Origin of the sequence: Adlercreutzia sp. ZJ473, assembly GCF_013185065.1 — a bacterium.
Lineage (GTDB): Bacteria > Actinomycetota > Coriobacteriia > Coriobacteriales > Eggerthellaceae > CAAEEV01.
Window position 1 is genome coordinate 17,466 of record NZ_JAAVTO010000001.1, and the last position, 26,448, is coordinate 43,913.

The following is a 26,448-nucleotide window of genomic DNA, read 5'->3' on the forward strand; positions in this document are numbered from 1 at the left end:
GGCGCTGGCGTTTGCCTGGCGAAACGGAGAATCGGACCCGCAAGAGGCGGGGCGGTTCATTCGTCAGCCGAGCCGCAGCGGGTCGACCAGGCCCTTCTCTCTATAGATGGAATCGCGCAATGATGTTCCAAAAAGCGCACAGAAACTGCCATATTTTCACCTCAAAGTTGCGTATAATGCAACTTTGAGGTGAAAATAAGTGCTCATGACAACAAAAATGCTCCAAGAAAAACTGTCCTCCTACGGAGCGCCGAAGAACAAGATTGCCCGCATGGCGAGGAATGGCGAACTCACGCGCATCGTGAAGGGCCTTTACGAAACCGACGCCTCGACGCCGCCCGAATACCTGGCGGCGAGCATCTACGGTCCGTCGTACATCTCCTTCGAATACGCGCTCGCCCGTCGCGGCATGATTCCCGAAGCCGTGCCCGTCGTGACGAGCGCCACCTTCGAAAAGGGCAAGGCCAAGCGCTACGACACTCCCTTCGGCACCTTCACCTTCCACGACGTGCCCTCGCGCGCCTTCCCCTGGGGGGTCGAAGTGGTCGTGGAGGGCGACTACGCCTATCGCATCGCGAGTCCCGAGAAGGCCCTGTGCGACACGCTTTGGCTTCGCTCTCCCGTTGCCAACTACCGCGAGCTCGAGGCCCTCCTCTTCGACGACCTCCGCCTCGAGCCCTCAGAGCTTCGCGACTTGGACTCCCGGGCCATAGCCGATCTTGTCGGGCGATACCGCAGCACGAACATTGGCAAGCTGGCCAAGTACTTGGAAAGGAAGGCCCGTTATGAACTCCGCTCTTGAGTGAAGGCAGGCTCCGACATGCAGTCGGCGTTTCTCAAGGGGAACACGCGCGAGCATCTGCTCCTTTTCTACCCCCAGGAGAGTTTTTCGGCGGGCGTTCCACGAGACGAGAAGATAAAGATCAAGTTCGAGGTGGACGTGAACCCACCGGCGCTCGCGACCTTCGAGCGGCGCTACCGGCTGCTGCCCGCGCCCTATGAGGTGAACCTGTACGACCGGCCGTCCCTGTTCGCCGGCAAGATCCACGCGGTCTTGTGCCGTGGCTGGAAGAACCGCGTCAAGGGCCGCGACCTTTATGATTACCTCTTCTATCTCGCGCGCGGCGCGAAGGTGAACCTGCCGCACCTCCAGGAGCGCCTTGCGCAGACGGGCCATTGGGACTCCCGGGAAAAGCTCACCGTGGAACGCTTGCGCCAGCTGCTGGCCGACCGTTTCGACGGCATCGACTACAAGGCAGCCGCCCGCGATGTGGAGCCGTTCTTGTCCGACGGGTCTTCGCTGGTCCTTTGGTCCCCAGAGCTGTTCAAACAGGCAACCGAGCAGCTTGAGGCGATTTAGGCGGCTGCGGACGCAAGCTGTGGCAAGGTGGCAAGCGACGGCAGGAGCTCTCGCAAACGCAGAAGAAGACATCGGAAGCGTCATGATTGAGCGGATGGCGTATGCGCCTGCCGAGTCGGTTTTCCTTTGCGCGCGCGGCGCCCGCTCGCCACAGGCGGGCGCGAAAGCGCTAGAATAGTGCGTCACCCCCTGAACCAGATCACGAGACGAACGCGAAGGAAGACGCCCATGCCCCTCGACCTCGACACCCTCAACGCCCCGCAGCGCGAGGCGGTGCTCACCACGGAAGGCCCGCTGCTCGTGCTGGCGGGCGCCGGCTCCGGCAAGACGCGCGTGCTCACGTTCCGCATCGCGCGCCTCATCGAGCAGGGCGTCTACCCGTGGCAGATCCTGGCCATCACGTTCACCAACAAGGCCGCCGCCGAGATGCGCGAGCGTCTCGGCGCGCTCGTGGGCCCGAGCGCGCGTGGCATGTGGGTGTCCACCTTCCACAGCATGTGCGTGCGCATCCTGCGCGCCGACGCCGAGCGGATCGGATTCACCAAGGGCTTCACCATCTACGACACCGACGACCTGAAGCGCCTGTACAAGGAGATCATGGCCGAGCTCGACGTCGACCCGAAGCGCTTCCCCGTCAACGCGCTCATGAACCGCATCTCCCAGGCGAAAAACGAGCTCATCGTGCCCGGAGACTTCGAGAAGCAGGCCCTCGACCCGGTGGGGAAGGTGGCCGCGCGCGTGTACGCCCGTCTGCAGGAGCGCCTGCGCGCCGCGAACGCGTTCGACTTCGACGACCTGCTGCTCTACGCGTACCTGCTGCTGAAGAACCACCCCGACGTGCTCGACGCCTACCAGCAGCGCTTCCGCTACATCATGGTGGACGAGTACCAGGACACCAACCACGCGCAGTACGAGATCACCATGCTGCTGGCCGCCGCGCACCAGAACATCATGGTGGTCGGCGACGACGACCAGTCCATCTACAGCTGGCGCGGGGCCGACCTGCGCAACATCCTCGAGTTCGAGAGCGACTTCCCCGAAGCGCACGTGGTGAAGCTCGAGCAGAACTACCGCAGCGTGGGCAACATCCTCGCCGCGGCGAACGCGGTCATCGCGAACAACCAGCACCGCAAGCAGAAGCGCCTGTTCACGGCCGCGGAGGACGGCGACAAGATCAACGTGTACATGGCCACCGACGAGCGTGACGAGGGCCGCTGGATCGCCGGCGAGATCGAGAAGCGCCGCGGCGAGGGCATGGGCTACGACGACATGGCCGTGTTCTACCGCACGAACGCCCAGTCGCGCATGCTCGAGGACATGCTGCTGCGCGCGGGCGTGCCCTACCGCATCGTGGGCGGCACGCGGTTCTTCGACCGCGCGGAGATCCGCGACGTCATGGCCTACCTCACGCTGGTGATCAACCCCGCCGACGACATCGCCGCCAAGCGCGTGATCAACGTGCCCAAGCGCGGCATCGGGCGCACGACCGTCGAGCGCATCGAGCAGTTCGCGCGCGAGATGGGCATGCCGTTTCTGGAGGCGTCCGAGCTCCTGCTCGCCGACCCGGAGGTGCGCGCGTCCACGCGCAAGTCGGTGGGCGAGTTCGTGCAGCTCATCAAGACGGCGCGCACGTACTCGGGCGAGCTGCGCCGCGTGATCGAGATGATCGTCGACCAGGCGGGGCTCGTCAGCGCGCTCGAGGCCGAGGGCACCGACGAGGCGCGCGGGCGCGTGGAGAACATCCAGGAGTTCATGGGCGTGGTGGACGAGTTCGCCGAGACGCACGATGCCGACGACGCGGACTACGCGGCGCCCACGGCGGGCGCGGGCATGCTGGGGGACGCGCTGACGGGCGCGGATGCGGGCCCCGCCGCCGCCCCCGACCCCGACGCCGAGCCGGTGCGCGTGCTGCGCGGCGACTCGCTCGCCGACTTCATCGAGTGGGTGCGCCTGCGCACGGACCTCGACACCGTCACCGAGGACGGGCACGCCGTCACGCTCATGACGGTGCACTCGTCGAAGGGTCTCGAGTTCGACTGCGTGTTCGTGGCCGGCATGGAGGAGACGCTGTTCCCGCACATGAACTCGGTGGGCGACGCGGCCTCGGTGGAGGAGGAGCGCCGCCTGGCGTACGTGGCCATCACGCGCGCCCGCAAGAAGCTCTTCCTCACGTGCGCCCAGCAGCGCCAGATCTTCGGCCAGACCTCGGCGAACCCCACGTCGCGCTTCGTCTCCGAGATCCCCTCCGAGCTGCGCCGCACGTCCGGCGTGGGCTCGGCGGGCTTCTCCGGCACGGGCTGGGAGAAGCGCGGGAGCCGCCGCGGCATCGCGGGATCGGGCGCGGAGGCGGGCGAGGGGCGCGTGTTCGGGCGCTCGAGCGCGTCGGGCTCGGCGGGCCGCGCCGACCGGTCGCGCGCAGGCCGCTCGGGCCACGGCAGCTTCTCATCGGGCGCGGGCTCGGCGGCCTCGAGGAAGTCGGGAGCTGCGGCAACGTTCGCCGTGGGAGACGCCGTTGACCATAAAACGTTCGGTCGCGGCAAGGTGACCAGGGTCGACGGTGATACACTGCACGTCAAGTTCGCCAAGACCGGCCAGACCAAGAAGCTTCTCAAGGACTACGCGCCCATCGTGAAGATCGGCTAGCCTCGCCGGCTGCGAGCTCGAGAACGACTAGATTCAACAAGGAGCACTGCATTGTCATCACCGGTTATCGTGGTTGGACACCGCAACCCTGACAACGACTCGATCTGCGCCGCTGTCGGCTACGCGTACCTGAAGAACGAGCTCGCCCGGCGCGAGGGGCGCGCCGACGAGGTCACCTACCTGCCCGCCCGACTGGGCCCTCTGCCGCCTGAGAGCGAGTGGGTGCTCGAGGCCAACGGCATCCCGGCCCCCCGCATCATCCCGCACGTGCACGCGCGCATCGCCGACGTCATGACCACCGACCTCGTGACCATCAACCATGACGCCACGGTGCTCGAGGCGGGCCGCCTGCTGCGCCAGAACAACATCCGCTCGCTCGTGGTCACCAACGACGACGGCACCTTCCGCGGCCTCATCGCCACGCGCGCCATCGCGAACCGCTACATCTCGGCCACCGACCTGCTCGACGAGGGCGAGACGAACTCCATGGCCGTGGCGGCCTCGCTCATCGAGTCGCTCGGGCAGCGCGTGAGGGAGCTCACCGAGGAGAACGTGCTCGTGCTCGACGCGGAGGGCCTGCTCAAGGACGCCGTCGAGGACCTCATCTCCAGCGAGCTCCGCGAAGGCGTGGTCATCGACGACGACGGCTTCTGCATCGGCATCGTCACGCGCTCCGACATCGCCACGGGCCCGCGGCGCAAGGTCGTGCTCGTCGACCACAACGAGACGCGCCAGGCCGCGCCCGGCATCGAGGAGGCCGACGTGGTGGAGATCATCGACCACCATCGCATCGCCGACGTGATGACCTCGAACCCCATCCAGTTCTTGAACCTGCCGGTGGGCTCCACGGCCACCATCGTCACCATGGAGTTCCGCAAGCACGGCGTGGAGATCCCGCGCAACATCGCGGCGGTGCTGCTGTCGGCCATCATGACCGACACGGTGATCCTCAAGTCACCCACGGCCACGCAGGTCGACAGCGACCAGGTGGCGTATCTGGCCGAGATCATCGGCACCGATCCCACCGAGTTCGGCCTGCAGGTGTTCCGCACGCGCGGCGGCGAGGACGACATGCCGGTGAAGGATCTTGTTGAAGCTGACTCCAAGGAATTCCTGCTCGGCGACAAGACGGTGCTCATCGCGCAGCATGAGACGGTCGACCTGGCCGCCGTCATGAGCCGCGAGCAGGAGATCCGCGAGCACATGCGCTCCCTTCTGGAGGCGAACGGCTACGAGTTCGTGCTGCTCATGGTGACCGACATCGTGGCCGAGGGCAGCCAGTTCATCTGCGAGGGCAACCGCCGCGTGGTGAACCGCGTGTTCGGCATCGAGTGCACGGGCGAGGGCGGCACCTGGATGCCCGGCATCCTCTCGCGCAAGAAGCAGGTTGCCGCGAAGATCCTCGGGTAGGGGAGCGCCGTCATGAACCCCCAGCGGCTGCTCGACTCGTTCCTCGCCATGACCGCCGTCGAGAGCCCCTCGTGGCACGAGGCGGCGATGGCCGACTTCTGCACACGTGAGCTCGAGGGCATGGGCTTCGCCGTGGCGCTCGACGACTCGGCGGAGGTGACGGGCTCGGAGGTCGGCAACCTCGTCGCCCATTTGCGCGGCACCGCGCCGGGGCACATCGCGTTCTCGGCCCACATGGACACGGTGGTGCCGTGCGCGGGCATCCGCCCGGTGATCGAGGCGCGCCCGGCGGCGGCGTGCGGCTGCGAGGACGCCGAAGGCGCCGAGGGGGAGGTCGAGGTCATCTGCTCGGCGGGGGAGACGATCCTCTCGGCTGACGACAAGGCCGGCATCGCGGCCATCTTCGAAGGCGTGCGCGCGACGCTCGAGGCGGGCGCCCCGCGCCCCGATCTCACGGTGGTGCTCACCACCTGCGAGGAGCAGAGCCTGCTGGGCGCCTCCGCGCTCGCCCCCGACGTCTTCGCCCGCGCCGCCGCGATGGCGGATGAGCGAACGAATGTTTCACGTGAAACATTCGCAGAACCCGATCCCGTGCCGTGCTTCGTGCTCGACGCCGACGGGCGCCCGGGCTCCATCATCGTCGGCGCCCCCTTCCACTACACGCTGCGCGCCCGCTTCACGGGCCGCGCGGCGCACGCGGGCGTCGAGCCCGAGGCGGGGGCGAGCGCCATCCAAATGGCCGCGCATGCCGTGGCGAGCATGCCGCTCGGGCGCATCGACGAGCACACCACCGCCAACGTCGGCGTCGTCAGCGGCGGCGCGGCGGTGAACATCGTCCCCGAGAGCTGCTGCGTCGAGGGGGAGTGCCGCTCGCTTTTCGAGGACCGCGTGAACGCCCAGCGCGACGCCATGACGCGCGCGTGCGAGGAGGCGGCGGCCCGCTTCGGCGGCGCGGTTGAGGTGAGCTGGACGGTCGACTACCCGGGCATCCTCTTCAGCGAGGACGCGCCCATCGTGTCCAGCCTGGCCAGGGCTGCGAAGGCGGCGGGCCTCGAGCCGCGGCTCGCCCTGTCGGGCGGCGGCGCCGACGCCAACGTGCTCTCGACCAAGGGGGCCTGCGCCATCACGCTCGGCATCGGCATGACGAACTTCCACACCTGCGACGAGCACATCGCCGTGCGCGACCTTGAGGGGTCCGCCCGCTACGTCGAGGCCATAATCGCCGAGTACGCCCGCTAACGCGCCTTTGCGCGCTCGCTAGCGCGCCGCCCGGCGTGGTAATTTTCTCGAAAAAAATTCGCTCGGCGGCCGCGCACCTCGTCACAGGGCGCAAACTCTTCCTCTGACCTGCGCGTTTCCGCTCCCCGGGGTATGGATACTCCCGGGTGCGTGGCGTTTGACAAGCTGGCGAAAGGCGCATAATATACCACTTCGCGTCTCAAAGAGGCGTTAGCTTTCACGCACTTCGCCGCTGCTGTTTGTGAGGCGGCAGCGACGAGGGCATGCGGCCTCAAGCCCAAGGCGAGGGGCCGCAGTCGGTAGAAAAAGGAAGGAATGAGTCTTGCCTACTATTAACCAGTTGGTCCGCAAGGGCCGCAAGAAGACGGCTGACAAGTCCAAGACGCCGGCACTCAAGGGCAACCCGCAGAAGCGCGGCGTGTGCACTCGCGTGTACACCACCACGCCGAAGAAGCCGAACTCGGCTCTGCGCAAGGTCTGCCGTGTGCGCCTCGTCAACGGCATGGAAGTCACCGCCTACATCCCCGGTGAGGGCCACAACCTGCAGGAGCACTCCATGGTGCTCATCCGCGGCGGCCGTGTGAAGGACCTGCCTGGCGTTCGCTACAAGGTCATTCGCGCCGCCCTCGACTGCGCGTCGGTTGACAAGCGTCGTCAGGCTCGCAGCCGCTACGGCGCCAAGCGCCCCAAATAAGTAATCGCTAAGTCGCGCGGGCTAAGAGAAGCGCCGCGCCGGCAGGAGGCCGGCGGCAGGCGGAGCCTAATGGGCCGAAGGAAAGCGGCCTCGAAGCGCGCAGAGGAAAAAGGAGTTAGTACATGCCGCGTCGTGCAGCAGCAGTCCGTCGTGAAACCCAGCCGGACGCAAAGTACAACAACCGTCTCGTCACGCAGCTGATCAACAAGGTCCTGCTTGACGGCAAGAAGTCCATCGCCGAGGGCATCGTCTACGGTGCGTTCGACATCGTGGAGACCAAGACCGGCCAGGATCCGCTGTCCGTCTTCAAGAAGGCCATGGACAACGTGCGCCCCACGCTCGAGTGCAAGCCCAAGCGTGTCGGCGGCGCCACCTACCAGGTGCCGATGGAGGTCAACTCCCGTCGCGCCACTACGCTCGCCATTCGCTGGATCGTCGACTTCTCGCGCAAGCGCAAGGAGCACACCATGAAGGAGCGCCTCGCCAACGAGATCATCGACGCCTCCGAGAACACCGGCGCGTCCATCAAGAAGCGCGAGGACATGTACAAGATGGCCGAGGCAAACCGTGCCTTCTCGCACTACCGTTTCTAGGGCAAGGTGAGAGTGAACATGGCAAAGATCGATCTGAGGGATACGCGCAACATCGGCATCATGGCCCACATCGACGCGGGCAAGACGACCACCACCGAGCGCATCCTCTACTACACAGGCAAGACTCACAAGATCGGCGAAGTCCACGACGGCGCCGCGACCATGGACTGGATGGTCCAGGAGCAGGAGCGCGGCGTGACCATCACCGCCGCCGCCACCACGTGCTTCTGGAAGTACCCCGGCGGTGCGGCTGACGGCAAGGAGTATCGCTTCCAGATCATCGACACCCCCGGCCACGTTGACTTCACCGCCGAGGTGGAGCGCTCCCTGCGCGTGCTCGACGGCACCGTCGCCGTGTTCGACGCCGTCGCCGGCGTGCAGCCCCAGTCCGAGACGGTCTGGCGCCAGGCCGAGCGCTACGGCGTTCCGCGCATCGCCTTCATCAACAAGTACGACCGCGTGGGCGCTGACTTCTTCCACGCCATCCAGACCATGCGCGACCGCCTCGACGCGAACGCCGTGGCCGCCCAGATCCCGATGGGCGCCGAGGACAAGTTCTGGGGCGTCATCGACCTGGTGACCATGACCGCGTGGGACTTCAAGGCCGACGACAAGGGCATGACCTACCCCGAGCCCATGGACGCCATCCCGGCCGAGTTCGCCGAAGACGCCGAGCTCTACCGCCAGGAGCTCCTTGAGGCCGCCGCCGACTGCGACGACGATCTCATGGAGAAGGTCCTCATGGAGGAGGAGGTCTCAGTCGAGGAGCTGAAGGCCGCCCTCCGCAAGGGCGTCATCGCCTGCCAGATCAACCCCGTGTTCGTGGGCTCCGCCTACAAGAACAAGGGCGTGCAGGAGCTGCTCGACGCGGTGGTCGACTACATGCCGTCCCCGGTCGACATCCCGCCCATCAAGGGCACCAACCCCGACACCGGCGAGGAGGAGGAGCGCCCGGCCGACCCGAAGGCGCCGTTCGCCTCCCTGGCGTTCAAGATCATGACCGACCCCTACGTCGGCAAGCTCACCTACCTGCGCGTGTACTCGGGCAAGCTCGACTCCGGCAGCTACGTGACGAACGCCGTCAAGGGCAAGAAGGAGCGCATCGGCCGCCTGCTGCAGATGCACTCCAACCAGCGCGTCGACATCGACAGCTGCTCCGCGGGCGACATCGTGGCTGTCGTGGGCCTCAAGGACACCTCCACGGGTGACTCCCTGTGCGCCGAGGACGCCCCCATCGTCCTGGAGTCCATGGAGTTCGCCGACCCGGTCATCGACATCGCCGTCGAGCCGAAGACGAAGGCCGAGCAGGACAAGATGTCCATCGCCCTGCAGAAGCTCGCCGAGGAGGACCCGACGTTCCGCGTGTCCACCAACCACGAGACCGGTCAGACCATCATCGCCGGCATGGGCGAGCTGCACCTCGAGATCATCGTCGACCGCCTGCTGCGCGAGTTCAAGGTCGAGGCGAACGTGGGCAAGCCCCAGGTCGCCTACCGCGAGCGCCCGGGCAAGGAGGTCCTCAACGCCGAGGGCAAGTTCGTGCGCCAGTCCGGCGGTCGCGGCCAGTACGGCCATGCGGTCATCAACATGTACCCGCAGGAGCCGGGCGCGGGCTACGAGTTCGTCAACAAGATCGTGGGCGGCGTGGTTCCCAAGGAGTACATCCCGTCCATCGACAAGGGCATCCAGGAGGCGCTGAACTCCGGCGTCCTGGCCGGCTACCCGGTCGAGGACGTGAAGGTCGAGCTCATCGACGGCTCCTACCACGACGTCGACTCCTCCGAGGCTGCGTTCAAGGTCGCCGGCTCCATGGCCATCAAGGACGCGCTGCGCAAGTCCAACCCGGTCATCCTCGAGCCGGTCATGGCCGTCGAGGTCGAGACCCCCGAGGAGTACACCGGCTTCGTCATGGGCGACATCCCGAGCCGCCGCGGCATGATCCAGGGCCAGGACAAGCGCGGCAACGCCAACGTGATCAGCGCGAAGGTGCCGCTCGGCAACATGTTCGGCTACGCCACCGACCTGCGTTCCGGCACTCAGGGTCGCGCGGTGTACACCATGCAGTTCGACTCCTACGAGCCGGTTCCCAAGAGCGTTCAGGAAGAAATCATCAGCAAGGCTGGCGGAAACGCGTAAGCGCCCCGCAACAGGCTATCTTTGGAGGTAAGGTAAGTGGCTAATCAAAAGATTCGCATCCGACTCAAGGGATACGATCATGAGATCGTGGATCAGTCCACGAAGCTCATCGTCGACACCGCCCAGAAGACGGGTGCCAAGGTTTCCGGTCCTATTCCGCTGCCGACGGAGCGCAACATGTACTGCGTCATCCGCTCGCCGCACGTCAACAAGGACTCTCGCGAGCAGTTCGAGATGCGCACGCACAAGCGCCTGATCGACATCCTCGAGCCGACCCCGAACACGGTCGACTCGCTGATGCGCCTCGATCTTCCTGCTGGCGTTGACATCGAGATCAAGCTGTAAGGGGGTTGCTCGAACATGATTAACGCTATTTTTGGCAAGAAGATCGGCATGACCCAGATCTTCGCCGAGGACGACACCGTCGTCCCCGTGACGGTCATCCAGGCTGAGCCCAACGTGGTCTGCCAGGTGAAGACCGCCGAGACCGACGGCTACGAGGCTGTCCAGCTGGCGTTCGGCTACGTGAAGCCGCGCCGCGTCAACCGCCCCATGGCCGGTCACTTCGAGAAGCAGGGCATCGAGCCGAAGCGCTACCTGCGCGAGGTTCGCGTGGAGAACGCCGCCGACTATAAGGCGGGCGACCTGCAGACCGTGGCCGCGTTCACCGACGTCAAGAAGGTCGACGTCCAGGGCACCTCGAAGGGCAAGGGCTTCGCCGGCGTCATGAAGCGCTGGGGATTCCGCGGCGGCCCGGGCGGCCATGGCGCGCACTTCCATCGCGCTCCGGGTTCCGTGGGCCAGTGCGCCACGCCCTCCCGTGTGTTCAAGGGCCTCAAGCTCCCGGGCCACATGGGCTGCGACACCGTCACCGTGAAGAACCTCGAGGTCGTTCGCATCGACGAGGACCAGAACCTCATCCTGGTCAAGGGCGCGGTTCCGGGTGGCAAGAACGGCATCGTGCGCGTTCGCATGGCTTAAGTTCTCGTTTACGTTAAGGAGCTGCTAATACTATGACAACCATTGAGATCAAGGACGTGAAGGGCGCTGCAGCCGGCACCGCTGAGCTCGCAGAGTCCGTGTACGGCATCGAGCCGAACGTTCACGTCATGCACCACGTCGTCACGGCGCAGCGCGCCTCCTGGCGACAGGGCACCGCTAACACCCGCACCCGCGGCATGGTCCGCGGCGGCGGCAGGAAGCCGTGGCGCCAGAAGGGCACCGGCCGTGCCCGCCAGGGCACCATCCGCGCTCCCCAGTGGAAGGGCGGCGGCGTCGTGTTCGGCCCCCACACTCGTTCCTACGAGATGAAGGTCAACCGCAAGGAGGTCAAGCTGGCCATGCGCTCTGCGCTCTCCGCCAAGCTGGCTGACGGCGAGCTCGTGGTCGTGAAGGACTTCGGCTTCGAGAAGCCCCGCACCAAGGACGCCGTGGCGGCCCTGAAGGCGCTCGGCCTCGAGGGCAAGCGCATCACGCTCATCATCGGCAACGAGGATGTGGAGACGTTCTTGTCGTTCCGCAACATCCCCGAGGTGAACATCGTCCCCGTGGGTGACATCAACACCTACGAGCTCATTGACAACAAGGCGCTCGTGATCGTTGACACCTGCCTGGCTCGCATCGAGGAGGTGCTTGCATAATGAACAAGGATCCCCGCGAGGTCATCATCCGCCCCGTCATCACGGAGCACAGCTATGACATGATGGAGAAGAACACCTTCACCTTCGAGGTGGCCAAGGACGCCAACAAGGTCGAGATCCGTCAGGCCGTCGAGGCCATCTTCGACGTGACGGTCACGAAGGTGAACACCCTCAACGTGAAGTCCAAGCCGAAGCGCCTGCGCGGCCCCATCGGCCGCACCCGCACCTGGAAGAAGGCCATGGTCACGCTGAAGGAAGGCGACACCATCGAGATCTTCGCCAGCTAAGGCGAGCTAAGGCAAGCGTAGGAGCGCCGCAGGGCGCGCCATATCGCAGCGAAGGGAGGCACCCGCGAGGGTGCCTCTTTTGCGTGTCGGGGGAGGCGCGTGCGAGGTGGGTTCGCGCGGGTGCGGCGGGCGCGTCATCTGGCTGCTATGATTTGACCCTCTTTGATCCTTGCAGGCTTGCGCGGACCGCTTCCTCCACCTCGCTTGCGACGGCACGCGCCTCGTGCGCGCTCATTCCCGCGCGCTGCCCGACTGCCACGAGGTCGGCGTGCTCGATGCCGCGTCCCTTCCCGTTCACGGTGGTGGCGCGTTCCCCGTTCATGCCCTCATTTCGCGTGAGGTCGTAGGCGGGGGAAAGCTCCCAGGCGCCCTTGTCCTCGTCGAAGAGGAACGAGAAGTTCTTGGCGTGGTCGTCCCTGTTCTCGGCGAACACGTTGAAGCACATGAGGCGGTAGAGCTGCTCGATGCTGTCGAAGCTGTCTGTGAGCCGCAGGATCAAGCGCATGAGCAAGTCGTAGTCGAGGTTGGGAATGCGGTGCGACGTCTCAAGCAGGCCGCCAGCGGAGACCATATGGACCTTGCGGGTGTCGCCTTGCGCGTCGACACGTCGGTCGAACCGTCGGACGCCGAAGTATCCGGCGCACTTTCGGGAGGGGAAGAGCTTCGTTTCGGGCATGACGATGCCGCAGCGTTGGGCGGCGCAGGCCATGCGGTACTCGTGCAGGCCGATGTCGGCGTCGTCATGCGAGGAGGGGAACTTGATGATCCAATCCTCGCCGCCGATCTCCGTCATGATCTTCGGCCTCGCGCCTCCCGATGATCCGCCGAGGGCGAACAGCGCATCGAGGTCATCTGAGAAATCAGTGCTCAGCAAGCGCGCGCATTCCGCGGCGATGCCGTCGAGATCCCCAGGGCCCTGGGAGTTGCCAAGCTGTGCTGCGGGGACGTATTCAAGCGCGCCGAGGCCGCTTGCGCCAACAATGGAGAGACGTGCGAGGGCTCCTATCTCGAAGGGATTTGAGCCGTGGCGCTGCAGGAGCCTGTCGACGAGGAGGCGCCCCCATCCGTCAGGCAGGCTGTCGTCGAACACGCCGAACATCCCGTCGAGTGGATGGGGCTTGGCAACGAACACGCGCTTTTCAAGCGGGAGGCTGAACGGGCTGATGCTGAAGCCGTTGGCGAGCCACTCGTCGCTGTATTCAAACGCGAGCAGACCCTCAGGGTCTTGTGCGAGCGTTCCGACGACGCGCCCTCGGTGGACGACGTTGAGGGACTCGGGTTCTTCGGCGAACGGAGGAGGCGACATGGGCTGCGTGGGCATGGCTATCTTCTTGCGTTGATGACGTCTTGGATGGAGGCATACTCCCTTTTCGCGAAGAGCACGTCGAAGTCATCCTCGCGGTTCAGGGCGATCGAGATCTTGATGAGCGACTCAAGCGAGATCTGATGCGTCTGCTCGAACCGCTTGTACGATCCCAAGCTCATGCCCGCCTTCCTGCTCATTTGCGTCTGGGTGAGTCCGAGCTCTCGGCGCCGCGCCCGGACACGCTGCGCCAGCGCAGCGGCAATCTCGCAAGGGGTCTGTTGCTCAAAACTTATCATGACTCATATTTTAGCTCTGATGATGAGAAATCACAAGAAAGGGCGCTAATATGAGCCTTTTAAGTTTTCGAGACATACGCTGTTCGATGATTCGTCAAGGGTGAAGGACACATTGCGGGCATCTCGGGTGCGCTTTGGCTTAGGCGTGCGGCGAGCGTTCTGGACGCCGTCGACGTCTTGGACTTGCCTGCGCGGCGCGGTTTTTCCGTGGGCGGGTAGGCGCAGGCGGGCTCTTCGGCGGGCTGATCGTGTATCGTAAGGGAAAAGGACAGAGGCGAAGTGAGGAGCGCGGGGCGTGGCTTTCGTTGAGTTTCGCGAGGTGAGCAAGGTCTACCGCATGGGCGAGGTCGAGGTGGCCGCCGTCGACGGGATGAGCTTTGAGATCGAGCGCGGCGAGTTCGTCGTGGTGGTGGGGCCGTCGGGCGCCGGCAAGACCACGCTGCTCAACATGCTCGGCGGCATGGACGGCTGCACGAGCGGCTCCATCACGCTCGACGGGCGCGAGATCAGCGGCATGGACGAGCGCGCGCTCACGCAGTACCGCCGGCTCGACATCGGCTTCGTGTTCCAGTTCTACAACCTCGTGCAGAACCTCACGGCGCGCGAGAACGTGGAGCTGGCGAGCCAGATCTGCCCCGAGCCGCTCGACGCCGACGAGGTGCTCGCCCAGGTGGGGCTCGGCCATCGCGCCGACAACTTCCCCGGGCAGCTCTCCGGCGGCGAGCAGCAGCGCGTGGCCATCGCCCGCGCGCTCGCGAAGAACCCCAAGCTGCTGCTGTGCGACGAGCCCACGGGCGCCCTCGACTACCAGACGGGCAAGGCCATCTTGGCGCTTCTGCAGGACACCTGCCGCGCCACGGGGCGCACCGTGGTGGTCATCACGCACAACTCCGCCTTCACGGCCATCGCCGACCGCGTGATCCACGTGCGCGAAGGGCGCGTGGCCGCCATGGAGGTCAACGCGCACCCCGCCTCGGCCGAGACGCTCGAGTGGTGAGGCTGCGCGCGTGACCAGCTCGTTCGGCAAAAACCTCCTGCGCTCCGTCACGGGCTCGCTCGGGCGCTTCGTGGCCATCGCCGCCATCGTGGCCCTCGGCTGCGGCTTCTACGCGGGGCTGCGCATGACGTGCCCCGACATGCTGCTGTCCGCCGACGCGTACTACGACGGCTCGGACCTCTGCGACGTGCGCGTGGTGGCGCCGCTCGGCCTCGAGGAGGCGGACGTAGAGGCGCTGCGCGCGGTCGAGGGCGTGTCGGCCGTCATGCCGGCGTACGAGACCGACGTCATGGCCACCATGGGCGGCGAGCAGTACGCCGTGCGCGTGCACTCGCTCGCCGAGGAGGGCTCGCCCGAGCTCAACCGGCTTGAGCTCGCGGAAGGGCGCCTGCCCGAGCGCGCCGACGAGTGCGTGATCTCGGCCGACCGCGTGATGGGCTCGCCCGTGGGCGTCGGCGACGCCGTCACGCTCACCGAGTGCACCCAGGAGCTCGACGACACGCTCGTCACGCGCACGTTCACGGTCGTGGGCTTCGCGCACGCGCCCTACTACGTGGCCTCGACGGCCATGGGCTCCACCTCGCTCGGCTCGGGCAGCATCCAGCAGTTCATGTACGTGCTTCCCGGCGCGTTCTGCGAGGACGTGCCCTACGCGGAGGCGTTCGCGCTGGTGGAAGGCGCGAAGGACGAGTTCTCGGGAGACGAGGCGTACCAGCGCCTCGTCGACGCGGCCTGCGCGAACGCGGAGGGCGTGTCCGCCGAGCGCGCGCCGGGAAGCCTCGCGCGCTTCCGCGCGCAGACCCAGGCCACCCTCGACGAGGCGCGTGCCGAATACGCCGCCGAGCGCGACCGCGCATATGCCGAGCTCGATGACGCCCAGGCGCAGCTCGACGAGGCGGCCGCCGCCATCGAGGCGAGCGAGGCGCGCATCGCGCAGGGGCAGGCCGACTACTACGCGGGCACTGCCGAGCTGGCGCGTCAGCGCGCCGCGGTCACCGAGCAGCTTGACGCCGCCGAGGCGCAGATCGACGCGCAGCAGGAGCAGAGCGCCGGCGTCGAGGGCGCCGAGGTCTACCTCGGCGGCGCCCGCGCCGAGCTCGCGGGGCGCCGCGCCCAGGCGATCGCGCAGTTCGCCGCCGCCGAGCAGGCGCTCTCCCAGGCGGCCGACCAGCTCGAGGACGCCCGCGCGCAGCTGGCGGAGGGGAAGGCGGCCTACGAGCGCAACCTCGCGCGCTACGAGGAGTCGCGCGTCGAGGCCGAGAGCCAGCTCGCGAGCGCCGAGGACGAGATCAACCGCTCGCAGGAGGCGCTCGACGGCCTCGCCGAAGACGACGCCGCGTGGCTCGTGATGGATCGCGCCAAGCTCACCGGCGCGGTGAGCTTCGAGTCCGACGCGCACCGCATCGACTCCATCGCGCAGGTGTTCCCCTTCATCTTCTTCCTGGTGGCGGCGCTCGTGGCGCTCACCACCATGACGCGCATGGTGGAGGAGGAGCGCGTGCTCATCGGCACCTTCAAGGCGCTCGGCTACTCGCGTGCGCGCATCACCTCGAAGTACCTCGTCTACGCCGCGGCGGCCTCCGTGACGGGCAGCGTCGCGGGCATCGCCCTCATGAGCCAGGTGCTGCCGGCCGTCATCATGGAGGCGTACTCGATCATCTACGCCGTGCCGCCCGCGGCGCTGCCCATCGACGCGCCCATCGCGCTCGCCGCCGCGGGGCTCGGCGTGGGCGTGACGCTTCTCGCCACGTTCGCCGCCGCAGCTGCCACGCTGCGCGAGCAGCCCGCGCACCTCATGCTGCCGCGCGCGCCGAAGGCGGGCAAGCGCATCCTGATCGAGCGCATCCGGCCTTTGTGGCGGCGCGCGTCGTTCAGCTGGAAGGTCACCCTCCGCAACCTCTTCCGCTACAAGAAGCGCTTCGTCATGACGGTCATCGGCATCGCGGGCTGCACGGCGCTCCTGCTCACGGGGCTGGGGCTGCAGGACTCCATCAACGACATCATCGACAAGCAGTTCGGCGAGATCGTGAGCTACAACGTGGTGGTCACCGCGGACGCCGCCGCCGACGAGGACGTGCTCGACGAGGTGGGGGAGCACGTGGGCGTAAGCGCGCTGGCGCAGGAGGAGCCCATGGTCGCGCGCACGCAGGCGGGCGCCGACGTGCGCATGACGATGGTCGTGCCCGAGGACCCGGACGCCTTCACGGATCTGTGGGCCCTGCGCGAGCGCATGGGGCATGCGCCCGTGGCGCTCGACGGCGAGAGCGTGGTGGTCACCGAGAAGCTCGCCTCGACGCTCGGCATCGGCGTGGGGGACGAGCTCGTGCTCTTCGAGCAGGACGTCATGGGCAACGCCGCAGGGGCGGGACGCGCGCTCAAGGTGACGGGCGTGGCGGAGAACTACATCGCCAACTACGCGTTCGTGGGCGAGGAGGCCTACGGGACCGTCTTCGGGCGATCACCTGAGTACCGCACGCTGTTCGGCACCGTGGGCTCAAGCGCGTCGGCGCACGAGGCGTTCGCCGAGGCCGCGCGTGCGGTCGACGGCGTGAAGACGGTCACGTTCAACGACGAGACGATCGACACGTACCGCACCATGCTCAAGAGCGTGAACATGGTGGTCGTGGTGCTGGTGGTGGCCGCGGCGGCGCTCGCGTTCATCGTGCTGTACAACCTCACCAACATCAACATCACCGAGCGCGTCCGCGAGATCGCCACGCTGAAGGTGCTCGGCTTCACCCGCCGCGAGGTGGACCTCTACATCTACCGCGAGACCATGCTGCTCACCGTCATCGGGTGCGTGGCGGGGCTGCTCCTCGGCATTGTGCTCGAGGGCTTCGTGGTGGTCACCGCCGAGGTGGACTACGTGATGTTCGGCCGCGAGATCCACGCCGCGAGCTTCGCGGCGGCCTTCGCGCTCACGCTCGCGTTCGCCGCCTTCGTCATGCTGGTCATGCGCGGCAAGCTGGCGAAGGTCAACATGGTGGAGAGCCTCAAGAGCAACGAATAGATCATTCCGCCCGTCCTGACGGAGCGGGCGGAACTGCTCGACGCTGCGAAGGGCCGAGGCACCCACCCTTGCCCCTTGTTTGGCACGCTGCGCGGCGCGAAGGCCGCTTGGTGCCAAGGCGGGGCAATTGAGGGCACCTCAGCCCTTCTCGCTGACGCTTGCGAACGAGATGCGACTCAGATGCTCTGACGACGGCAGGCGGCTTCGATGCGGAGGGTGAGCATGGCGCCGGTGTCGTAGGCGCGGCTGCCGGCGACGTCTTCGTCGCAGGTCACGTTGAAGCCCACGAGGCGCTCCCCGCCGTCGCCCGCGTCCTCGTACACGTAGACGACCGTCATGTCGCCGTCCTCGAGAATCTCCGCGCGGCGTCCTTCGCCCATCTCCACGCTTCCCGCCGAGATGAACAGCGTGCCCGAGACGGCGATGGTGTTCGTGGGGATGCTGCCCGGGTAGGCGTCAGCCGCCTGCGGCGCGCTCCCGGCGAGCTCGGCGGCCATGGCCGCTCCCGCGCACGCGCCCTGGAGCGCGGCGCTCTTCCAGATGCCCACCACGCGGCGCTCACCCGACACCAGCTCGAGGGCCTGGGCCACGTCGCCTGCGGCGTACACGTCGGGGTCGCTCGTGCGCATGAACTCGTCGACGAGGAGCGCGCGGTCGACCTCGAGCGCGCCTTGGGGCAGGAAGCCGAGGTTCGACCTCACGCCGTGCGCCACGATGATCTCGTCGAAGCAGTCCGTCTCGCCGGTGGAGAAGGTGACCGCGAGCTTGCCGGAGGGGGCGGCGGCCGTGGCGTCGGCGGCCGCGACCTCCACGCTCTTGATGGTCTGCCCGAGCCGCAGCTCGATCCCCTTCGCGACAAGCCCGCGCTCGAACCGCTCGGCGGCTGCGGGCAGCGCGTTGAAGTCGAGCACGTGCGGGTTCATGCCCACGAGCGTGCATGTAACGCCGTGGCGCAGGCACGCCTCGAGCGACTTGAGCGCCACCATGGACGCGCCGCTCACCAGCACGCGGCGGCAGGCGTCGTCCTCGAGCACGCGCTTGAGCCGGCAGGCGTCGTCGAGCGTGCGCAGCACCAGGGGCTCGTAGCCCTCCGTCGCGGGGAAGCCCGCCGTGGAGGGGTGCGCGCCTGAGGCGATCAGGCACTTCTCGTACGAGAAGTCGCCTTGCGGCGTGCGGATGAGGTGCGCGGCGACGTCGAGCGCGGTGACGGGGCAGCCCAGGTGCACCTCGGCGCCCAGGCAGGCGAGCTCGTCGGCGCTCCACGGGAAGCACTCCTCGTAGGCCTTCTCGCCGCCCGCGTAGTAGGAGGTGAGGATGGGGCTGTAGGGGAGCGTGGCCGCGTCCGAGAACACGTGGACGTCCCCGGCGTAGCCCGCGCGGCGCAGCGCGATGAGCGCGTTCACGCCCGCCGTGCCGTATCCGATGACGGCCACGCGCACAGGGACGGCGCCCGCGGCGTTCTCCTGACCCACGGAGGCGCTCGCGCCTGCAGAGGCGCCCGCAGCCCCTTCGGCCTTCGCGGCTTGATCGTCCTGCGAAAGGCCGGCTTGCTCGATTCTGCTCATCTTCTCACTCCTCATGATCTCTTGGGCGCCGTCACGCGAAAACCTGGGCGAGCCAAGGCCCGTACTCGCCGGACCACATGCCGCCGAGCTGGGCGAACACCGTGTCCCAGTCGAGCTGGTTCTCGAACAGAAGCTCGGTGTAGTGCTTGTTCGCCACGTCGCGCGGCTCGCTCATCAGGCGGAAGGCGTAGGTGTAGGTGCAGGTGGGGCACATGGTGACCACCGTCGAGCCGTCGGGGGCGAAGGAGAGCTTGGAGTCGGCCTGGCTCGCCTGGCGGTTGGGGTCGAACGCGCTCACCGCGCCGCCTGCGCCGCAGCACCCGTTGAAGATGGTGATCGCGCCGGGCGCGCCGTCCGCCGCGCCAAGCGTGCCGGGCGTTGCGCCAGTTGCCCCGCAGGCCCCGCAAGCCGTGCTCGCGTCCGCTTCCACGCCGAGCGCGCGGCACGTCTCCTCGAGGTAGCGCCCGTCGCGGTCTTGGCACGACTTCGACAGGCAGAGCGTGCCCTCGGGCAGCGCGCGCTTGCCCGTGAAGCCGTGCGCGGTCAGAAACGCCGGCAGCAGGGTGACCGCCACGTCAAGCCCGCGGCGCCCGAGCGTCGAGCGCATGGCGTTCGCGCACCCCGGGCACACGCACACGATCTCGCGCGCGCCCGAGAGGGCCACCTCGTCGGCGATGCGGTCGCACAGCGCCTCGGCGCGCTCGAAGAAGCCGGCGCTCTTCAGGGGCGAGCCGCAGCAGTGGTCGATCAGGGTGGTCTTCCCGCCGAGCTCCTCCATGGTGGCGAAGATCTCGCGCGTGAGGTCGGGGCCGTAGGCGGCCAGCGAGCAGCCGGGGAAGAACGCCACCGCGCAGTCGGTCTCGGCGGCATGCCCCTCGGATTCCGCATGGCGCACCAGGTCGGCAAAGCCGATGCCGTGGATGGCGCGGTACGCGGTGAAGATGTCCCACTCCTGGTCCACCATCACGCTCGACCAGGCGCCGCGCTCGATGAGCCCGAGGCTTTGGAAGTCCACGCGCGCGTTGTAGATGAGGTCGCACACGTCGTTGTGCGCGAAGCAGGTGTTCTTGCACGAGGTGCAGAAGAAGCAGCCGCGCACGGCCTGCATGAGCGCCCCGTCGCCCAAGATGCGCGCGGCGAGGTCCTCGCGCGACCCGGCGGCGCGCTCGTGGGCCAGAAGCGCCCGGGCGATCTCGCCGAGCGTCATGTTCGCGCTGGTGAGCGACGAGCACGCGTCCACGCAGTGGCCGCACTGGGTGCACTGCCCCAAAAACTTCCAATAGGCGTCAGAGCGTTCGAGCAAGCCCATGGCGTTGTCCTCCTCGTCAAGCGGCGCCTCCGCGTGTGAGCGGCGATCGGCGAGCGGTGATCGCTGTGCGGAGGCGTATAAAGCTGCAGCCCCATACGATACCCCACTTCCCAACCCTGCGCAAAGCAGATGCTGATCCTCGCTCCGGCCGTGCCGTCAGGCCCGATCAATGGCCTGGGACGCATGCCCCAGCTTTCTAGGATGTAACAAACGCCATGAATCTCGTAGCAAAGGAGAATTCTTCTGTCAATAGCCGGTGATATCATATTGTACAAGTGTAAACAGCCGTATACTTTTTTGTCACGATGCATGTGCAAGCTTATGACCTGCGAAAACGAAGAGCGTGACGAATTGGTCTAGGGATGAGGAGCTTGGCGGAGGCGCGTTTTGCGCCGATCGCCCCGCCAAAGCGTGAAGAGATTGTGAAAAATCACAATCGGAGGCCTCGCGGCAGGTGGGAAGCCGCATGGGAGATTCGGGTGGTTGGAATGTTTGAGCGACTGGTCGATGCGAAGGGAACGTTCGAAGGCAAGGTTCTCTCGGTTCTCCTGTCGGTTGCCCTCGTGCTCAGCGTGACGAACGTGTTCGCGTTTGCTGAGGCCGGAGGCGTCGTGAGCAAAGACGCCAAGACCGAGCAGGCTGATCCGACCACGTCCGCCGACAAGAGCAAAGGCACCGCTGCGTCCGAATCCGCCACTTCTGGCGACACGAAGGAGTCCGCGGGCGAGAAGAAGGCTGCCCCGTCGGCTTCCAGCACGGCGGCGGTTGCGCATGACCCGCATGCCGTCCTTCCCACCCCGCCGCTTGTCGAGGCGAACCTTGACGAGGCCGTGGTCACCTTCGACCTTGAGAACGCCTACGTCGAGGTGAAGGGGCAGAAGCTCGCCGGCACCAAGAAGATCCAGATGAAGATCGAGAAGTCGAAGGATCTCACGTTCCGCGCCAACGCTAACGCCGGCTACAAGATCGCCAGCATCAAGGCGAAGAACTCCGCGACCGAGAACGTCCCCATCTCCACCCAGGGCGATGTGTCTGCGATAGCCGCCGACCACGTCAACAGCACCCTCGTGGTGGTGGTCAAGGTCGAAGCCGACGAGGCCGCCGAAGCTGCTCCGGCATCTGACACGACTCCCATAACCAACGAAACCGACATCAAGGCGGAAGGGAAGGCTGGCGAGCCTGAGGCCGGGACCGAGGGCGAGGCTGGAGCTGAGGCTGGGAAAGAGGCTGCGACTGGGGGTGAGCCTGAAGCTGTGACCGCGTCCGAAGGTGAGTCCGAGATCCCAGAGGCTTCTGAGGCGTCGGAGGCGTCAGAGCCGTCTGATGCTGTCAAGGCTCCCGAAGTCGAAACACCTGAAGCTTCCGAGTCCGAAGGCTCCGAATCTCCTGAAAACGAGTCTGTCGAGCCTGCTGAGAACCCCGCTGAGCCTCAGGGCGCCAGCGCTGGAGCTGGCGAAAATGATGCAACTGACGCTGACGGCCAGGCTGATGCTGATGGCAAAGATGCGAACGGCAAGGAAGACGCAGTTGACGGCGAGGATGCTGACGACGTCGAAGCTGCAGCCGACGAAGTGGCTGACGACGCAGAGCCTGCCGACAAAGCCTCTGCTGACGAAGCGACTGACGACAACGACAAAGCGGCGTCTGACGGCAAGCCTGCCGATGACGAGGCCGCTGGCAAGGACGAAGCTGCGGCTGATGACGAGGTCGTTGACAAGGTTGAGGCCGCTGACAATGGCAAGGCCGCTGCCGACGATGACAAGGCCGCTGCCGACGATGAGGTCGTCACCGTCCACGCCGACGTGAGCAGCCCCGCCTTCGAGGGCTACGCCTACGTGGGCGACGTGATCGTCAAGGTGACCGCCGGCGAAGGCATCCTCCCCGAGGGCACTGCCGTGGAGGCCGTCGCCGTCGAGCGCCAAGACGTGATCGACGCCGTGAGCGACAAGGTGGAGGCACAGGGCAAGGAGCTCCAAGACGCCGTGGCCATCGACGTGACTCTCCTCGACAAGGACGGCAACACCATCCAGCCTGACGGCGCCGTGAATGTGTGCTTCTTCAACGCGAGCGTCGAGGGCGAGGAGGTCGGCGTCTACCGCGTCTCCGACGACGCTGCCAAGGTGGAGACCATCGGCACCCGCCAGGCCACTTCCGACGTCCAGAGCTTCGACGTGGACCACTTCACCGACTACGTCATCGCGGGCTTGAGCCTGTTCTCCGCAGAGGCTTCCCAGAGCGTGAAGCAAGGCACGATCAGGTTCGATCCGAATAGCGAGATGGGCGCGACAGGTACGGCCTTCACGAGGGAGTTCTCAGACGGAAAGTACACCTTGCCGGGAATAGCGAGTACAGACTTTGTGAACGAGGGGCATACCTTTGTCGGGTGGTCGACGAATAAGGCCGGCAACGGCTCGAACTACACGCCCCAGCAAATCGCTGTCGAGGATGGCCAGACCTACTATGCGATCTGGCTCTCGAACAATCCGAGCCCAAACCAGGCGGTTCGAGCGGAGTACTTCATCCGTATAGATGGAGAGATGCCCTATGAGCCTGACGCTGCGTCGCATTCGAAATACTTCCCTTCGGGAGGTTGCGGCCATGGCATCCTTTGGTCGTCAGGTACTGGCAGGGTGAAATCCGATATAGCGATAAACAACAACCTTGCTGCCGTTGAGGCCAACATCGGAGTGGGGCCGACCAATGATGATATTACGGCGGCTGTGAACGATTGGAATGCGAAAAATCCGGGTAATCAGGTCACTTTTGACCCCGCAAAACAGAAGGTAACCTGGTATGTTATCAAGAAACTTGACGATTATTATCTTGGGCCTCACTACAATGTGGATGGCATCATCCAGAATCTCTCGAGCCATACGGTCACCTATGATCCCAACGGGGGAGACAGCCGCGTTCCGGAGAGGAGCACGTATACAGAGGGATCTACCGTCAATGTAAACTTCAATATGATTCCATCTCGCTCAGGCTATACGTTCCTCGGCTGGAGCGATAGCGCCACGGCATCTGAGCCTCAGTACAAATCTGGTGAAACCACCTCTTTCATGATGCCAAACGCGGACGTCACGCTCTATGCGATATGGAAAGCTCAAAATGTTGTCCTAACTTATGACGGCAATGGTGGCGCGACCGAGCAAGGGAATAATGCGTATACCGAAACCCATGAGGTTGCCACGACATTCGAACTGAAGGCAAACGAGTTCAAGAGAGCTGGCTATAGCTTCGAAGGTTGGGCGATTAGCCCTCAGGGAGGCGTGAAATATACTGACAAGGCCAGCTACACGATGCACGCCGCCAACACAACGCTCTATGCCGTATGGAAGCCGAATGGGGACACCCCGTATAAGGTCGAGTACTACTACATGAATGACAATGGCACTTACTCTACCGTAGCCGACTCTTCGGTCGAGCGTTCCGATACCACTGACACTAAAGCTACTGTGACCGATACGGATAGGGTTCCCTTGCGAGATGACTACATCTTCGATACGAACGCTAAAAACGTGCTTTCCGGCAATATCGCCGGCGATGGCTCCCTTGTGCTTAAGGTCTACTTCAAAAAGCAGTTCACGGTAACCTATCTGCCTGGAGACCTCGCTAAGCCTGGCTCCAAACAGCAGGTCACTTCGGGCCTCGACTACGGCGCTCAAACCCCGGCCGCTCCGGCCTACAAGGGTCAGCCCGGCTACACCTTCACGGGCTGGAGCCCCGAGGTCGCCGGCACCGTCACCGGCTCGGTCACCTACACCGCCCAGTGGACCCAGGACGTCTACGCCGTCACCTACACCGACGGCGTCGAGGGCGAGGAGGTCTTCGCCGACCAGAAGCACGAGAGCCTGACCTACGGCACCGCCACCCCCGCGTTCGACGGCGCGGGCGACGCCACCGCCCCGGCGCGCGCCGGCTACACCTTCACGGGCTGGAGCCCCGAGGTCGCCGGCACCGTCACCGGCTCGGTCACCTACACCGCCCAGTGGACCCAGGACGTCTACGCCGTCACCTACACCGACGGCGTCGAGGGCGAGGAGGTCTTCGCCGACCAGAAGCACGAGAGCCTGACCTACGGCACCGCCACCCCCGCGTTCGACGGCGCGGGCGACGCCACCGCCCCGGCGCGCGCCGGCTACACCTTCACGGGCTGGAGCCCCGAGGTCGCCGGCACCGTCACCGGCTCGGTCACCTACACCGCCCAGTGGATGACGAATCCCAATGCTAGGTATGAAGTGCAGCATTACCGTCAAGATGTTGTCGGTGATGGTTACTCCCTGTTCGAGATGCTGGAGGGTACGGGTTCTGCAGGCGCTGAGGTTACAGCGGCGCCGAAGAATTACAAGGGCTTTACGCATGTGATGACTGGCGATTCGGTTGAGTCCGGCGTCATCGCTGGCGATGGCTCACTTGTCCTTAGGCTGTACTACGACCGCGATCTCTACGCGGTGAATGGGGTTATCGACAACGACGGTTCGGTCGAAGGCAACAACCAAGAGGCACGCTATCAGGCATCTTCCGAGTCCATGACCTTTACGGCTGCGAGTGGGTATCGCATCGTCTCGATCGCCGTCAACGGCGAACCTCAGAGCGTCGCACCCGGCACGACCTCCTACACATTCGGGCCCATCCCCAGCGTTGACAGAGACTATATGGTTAACGTTAAGACGGCCGCTCTCGGCTCAATTGTCGCGATTGCTCCTAGCGGGCAGAAGACCTATGATGGCGCACCGCTTATCCCAGGTGCCGCCGTCTTCGAGGGGCTGCCGGCGGGATATACGGCCGAGGCTGTTATCTCGGGTGAGCAGACTAATGCAGGCAGTTCCGCAAGCACGCTGTCGAACGTCGTGGTCCGCGATGCCGACGGCAACGACGTGACGGGGAACTTTGCCATTGAAGTCAAGGACGGTACGTTGGTCGTTGACCCTGCTCCCGCCATCATCACGGTCGACAGCTCTTCCAAGCAAGTCGGCACGGCTGATCCAGCGTTTGCAGGCTCGGTTGCCGGCCTAATGAGCCAGGGCGATCTGGGCGTCGTCACCTACTACCGCATTGGCGACGAAGAGGCTGTGGGTTCGTATCCCGACGTGCTTGTGGCCAGCTATGCAAGTAATCCGAACTACACGGTGGAAATCGTTCCCGGCACCTTCACCATCACCGAAGAGCCTGTTTCTGAAGAGCCCGCGCCCGATACGCCCGGCGGCACGACCCCCGAAGGCCCCACGCCGGGCAGCCCCGGCGGCACAACTCCCGGTGGCGCCGCTCCGGGTGGCACTACGCCGGCTCCGGGCGGCACGACTCCCGGCAGCATCATTCCGGTGATTCCGGCACCGCCGACGCCGGCGCAAATCCCTGGCACGGTGCCTGATGGGGCCGCCGCCCCCGTCATCACGCCTCTCGTCGACGCGCTCGAGGGCGCGGCCGAGATCGTCATCGGCGAGGACGCCACGCCGCTCGCCGACATCGGCGACGAGGCCACCCCGCTGGCCGAGCGCCACGTGAGCTGCTGGGTGCACCTCTACATCATTCTCGGCATCATCGTCACGCTCGTCTACGCGGCATGCGTGGCGGCTCGCCGCGCGCTGTTCTCGCACCGCCTCAAGAAGTACGAGGACGACATCGCGGGCGACGACGGCTCGCCTTCGAGGGAGCCTGCCCATGAGGGCTTCGGGCTCGGCCCGGTCCCGATGGCTCCGCGGGGCGCGACGGCGACGGCGTTCGCGAGCCAGAGCGAATAGGGAAGGGCTGAGCACGCCGAAACCATGAGATGCGGCGCGGGCGCCAGGGCAATCCCGGCGCCCGCGCTGCGCGTTCATGCCGCGCTCGCTCCTCCTCCGCATCCCTCCCGCCCGCTTGCGCCGCATGTCAAACGTGATTTGCCTTCTCCTCGTTTCTGCCTAATCCGTGTGCTTTTGCGCTGTTCCTGCGATAGAATGATGCCCAAGCACAACGAGGCGCCC

Annotated in this window: 19 protein-coding genes; 15 read left to right on the plus strand and 4 right to left on the minus strand. The window is 65.8% G+C overall.

Annotated features, from left to right (window positions below; all coding sequences use genetic code 11):
• The first annotated feature begins 205 nt into the window (after positions 1-205).
• From HRL41_RS00110 to rplW, 12 genes are all read left to right on the plus strand, one after another.
• On the plus strand, positions 206-802 hold the full coding sequence (locus tag HRL41_RS00110; RefSeq protein ID WP_172134975.1) for a hypothetical protein: 597 nt from the start codon (positions 206-208) through the stop codon (positions 800-802).
• Positions 803-820: 18 nt separating this feature from the next.
• A complete protein-coding gene (locus HRL41_RS00115) occupies positions 821-1,360 on the plus strand; it encodes a nucleotidyl transferase AbiEii/AbiGii toxin family protein (protein WP_172134976.1) in 540 nt (179 codons plus the stop codon).
• A 228-nt stretch (positions 1,361-1,588) separates the two neighbouring features.
• Positions 1,589-4,003, plus strand: a complete 2,415-nt coding sequence (locus HRL41_RS00120; protein ID WP_172134977.1) for an ATP-dependent helicase — start codon at positions 1,589-1,591, stop codon at positions 4,001-4,003.
• 51 nt (positions 4,004-4,054) lie between these two features.
• Positions 4,055-5,413, plus strand: a complete 1,359-nt coding sequence (locus HRL41_RS00125) for a putative manganese-dependent inorganic diphosphatase (RefSeq protein ID WP_172134978.1) — start codon at positions 4,055-4,057, stop codon at positions 5,411-5,413.
• A gap of 12 nt (positions 5,414-5,425) precedes the next feature.
• Positions 5,426-6,652: a M20/M25/M40 family metallo-hydrolase gene (locus HRL41_RS00130; protein ID WP_172134979.1), complete on the plus strand. Its 1,227-nt coding sequence runs from the start codon at positions 5,426-5,428 to the stop codon at positions 6,650-6,652.
• 322 nt (positions 6,653-6,974) lie between these two features.
• Positions 6,975-7,346, plus strand: a complete 372-nt coding sequence (rpsL, locus tag HRL41_RS00135; protein WP_165049765.1) for a 30S ribosomal protein S12 — start codon at positions 6,975-6,977, stop codon at positions 7,344-7,346.
• A 122-nt stretch (positions 7,347-7,468) separates the two neighbouring features.
• A complete protein-coding gene (rpsG, locus tag HRL41_RS00140) occupies positions 7,469-7,939 on the plus strand; it encodes a 30S ribosomal protein S7 (protein WP_165049794.1) in 471 nt (156 codons plus the stop codon).
• Between the two features lie 18 nt (positions 7,940-7,957).
• Positions 7,958-10,075 (plus strand): elongation factor G, encoded by a 2,118-nt coding sequence (gene fusA / locus HRL41_RS00145; protein WP_172134980.1) that lies wholly within the window; start codon positions 7,958-7,960, stop codon positions 10,073-10,075.
• Positions 10,076-10,111: 36 nt separating this feature from the next.
• The gene (gene rpsJ, locus HRL41_RS00150) at positions 10,112-10,420 is read left to right on the plus strand and encodes a 30S ribosomal protein S10 (RefSeq protein WP_102377598.1); all 309 of its coding nucleotides are present in this window, start codon (positions 10,112-10,114) and stop codon (positions 10,418-10,420) included.
• Between the two features lie 15 nt (positions 10,421-10,435).
• Positions 10,436-11,056: a 50S ribosomal protein L3 gene (rplC, locus tag HRL41_RS00155; RefSeq protein ID WP_172134981.1), complete on the plus strand. Its 621-nt coding sequence runs from the start codon at positions 10,436-10,438 to the stop codon at positions 11,054-11,056.
• A 32-nt stretch (positions 11,057-11,088) separates the two neighbouring features.
• Positions 11,089-11,715, plus strand: coding sequence for a 50S ribosomal protein L4 (gene rplD / locus HRL41_RS00160; protein WP_165172940.1), 627 nt, complete (start codon positions 11,089-11,091; stop codon positions 11,713-11,715).
• Positions 11,715-12,002, plus strand: coding sequence for a 50S ribosomal protein L23 (gene rplW, locus HRL41_RS00165; protein ID WP_172134982.1), 288 nt, complete (start codon positions 11,715-11,717; stop codon positions 12,000-12,002). The genes rplD and rplW overlap by 1 nt, the downstream gene beginning before the upstream one ends.
• A gap of 145 nt (positions 12,003-12,147) precedes the next feature.
• On the opposite strand, the gene HRL41_RS00170 is transcribed toward rplW, so the two are convergent.
• Together HRL41_RS00170 and HRL41_RS12270 are read right to left on the minus strand one after the other, a co-directional pair.
• Entirely contained in the window at positions 12,148-13,323 is a 1,176-nt protein-coding gene (locus HRL41_RS00170; protein WP_216662430.1) for a type II toxin-antitoxin system HipA family toxin, read from the minus strand.
• 2 nt (positions 13,324-13,325) lie between these two features.
• Positions 13,326-13,604: a helix-turn-helix domain-containing protein gene (locus HRL41_RS12270; protein ID WP_172134983.1), complete on the minus strand. Its 279-nt coding sequence runs from the start codon at positions 13,602-13,604 to the stop codon at positions 13,326-13,328.
• Between the two features lie 295 nt (positions 13,605-13,899).
• On the opposite strand from HRL41_RS12270, the gene HRL41_RS00180 reads away from it, so the two are divergent.
• Positions 13,900-14,601, plus strand: a complete 702-nt coding sequence (locus HRL41_RS00180) for an ABC transporter ATP-binding protein (RefSeq protein ID WP_172134984.1) — start codon at positions 13,900-13,902, stop codon at positions 14,599-14,601.
• 10 nt (positions 14,602-14,611) lie between these two features.
• Complete coding sequence (locus tag HRL41_RS00185) at positions 14,612-17,611, plus strand: FtsX-like permease family protein (protein WP_172134985.1); 3,000 nt, start codon at positions 14,612-14,614, stop codon at positions 17,609-17,611.
• A gap of 176 nt (positions 17,612-17,787) precedes the next feature.
• Here HRL41_RS00185 and HRL41_RS00190 read toward each other — a convergent pair whose 3' ends face one another.
• The gene (locus tag HRL41_RS00190; protein ID WP_172134986.1) at positions 17,788-19,176 is read right to left on the minus strand and encodes an NAD(P)/FAD-dependent oxidoreductase; all 1,389 of its coding nucleotides are present in this window, start codon (positions 19,174-19,176) and stop codon (positions 17,788-17,790) included.
• Positions 19,177-19,207: 31 nt separating this feature from the next.
• Complete coding sequence (locus tag HRL41_RS00195; RefSeq protein WP_172134987.1) at positions 19,208-20,485, minus strand: (Fe-S)-binding protein; 1,278 nt, start codon at positions 20,483-20,485, stop codon at positions 19,208-19,210.
• Positions 20,486-20,973: 488 nt separating this feature from the next.
• On the opposite strand from HRL41_RS00195, the gene HRL41_RS00200 reads away from it, so the two are divergent.
• Complete coding sequence (locus HRL41_RS00200; RefSeq protein WP_172134988.1) at positions 20,974-26,226, plus strand: InlB B-repeat-containing protein; 5,253 nt, start codon at positions 20,974-20,976, stop codon at positions 26,224-26,226.
• Positions 26,227-26,448: the final 222 nt, after the last annotated feature.

What these genes read in the sequence shown, in the direction of transcription:
- HRL41_RS00110 (WP_172134975.1), top strand. Translation starts at nt 206, where the DNA reads ATGACAACAAAAATGCTCCAAGAAAAACTGTCCTCCTACGGAGCGCCG.
- rplC (WP_172134981.1), top strand. Translation starts at nt 10,436, where the DNA reads ATGATTAACGCTATTTTTGGCAAGAAGATCGGCATGACCCAGATCTTC.
- fusA (WP_172134980.1), top strand. Translation starts at nt 7,958, where the DNA reads ATGGCAAAGATCGATCTGAGGGATACGCGCAACATCGGCATCATGGCC.
- HRL41_RS12270 (WP_172134983.1), bottom strand. Translation starts at nt 13,604, where the DNA reads ATGATAAGTTTTGAGCAACAGACCCCTTGCGAGATTGCCGCTGCGCTG.
- HRL41_RS00200 (WP_172134988.1), top strand. Translation starts at nt 20,974, where the DNA reads ATGTTTGAGCGACTGGTCGATGCGAAGGGAACGTTCGAAGGCAAGGTT.
- HRL41_RS00130 (WP_172134979.1), top strand. Translation starts at nt 5,426, where the DNA reads ATGAACCCCCAGCGGCTGCTCGACTCGTTCCTCGCCATGACCGCCGTC.
- HRL41_RS00195 (WP_172134987.1), bottom strand. Translation starts at nt 20,485, where the DNA reads ATGGGCTTGCTCGAACGCTCTGACGCCTATTGGAAGTTTTTGGGGCAG.
- rplW (WP_172134982.1), top strand. Translation starts at nt 11,715, where the DNA reads ATGAACAAGGATCCCCGCGAGGTCATCATCCGCCCCGTCATCACGGAG.
- HRL41_RS00115 (WP_172134976.1), top strand. Translation starts at nt 821, where the DNA reads ATGCAGTCGGCGTTTCTCAAGGGGAACACGCGCGAGCATCTGCTCCTT.
- rpsG (WP_165049794.1), top strand. Translation starts at nt 7,469, where the DNA reads ATGCCGCGTCGTGCAGCAGCAGTCCGTCGTGAAACCCAGCCGGACGCA.
- rplD (WP_165172940.1), top strand. Translation starts at nt 11,089, where the DNA reads ATGACAACCATTGAGATCAAGGACGTGAAGGGCGCTGCAGCCGGCACC.
- HRL41_RS00170 (WP_216662430.1), bottom strand. Translation starts at nt 13,323, where the DNA reads ATGCCCACGCAGCCCATGTCGCCTCCTCCGTTCGCCGAAGAACCCGAG.
- HRL41_RS00190 (WP_172134986.1), bottom strand. Translation starts at nt 19,176, where the DNA reads ATGAGCAGAATCGAGCAAGCCGGCCTTTCGCAGGACGATCAAGCCGCG.
- HRL41_RS00120 (WP_172134977.1), top strand. Translation starts at nt 1,589, where the DNA reads ATGCCCCTCGACCTCGACACCCTCAACGCCCCGCAGCGCGAGGCGGTG.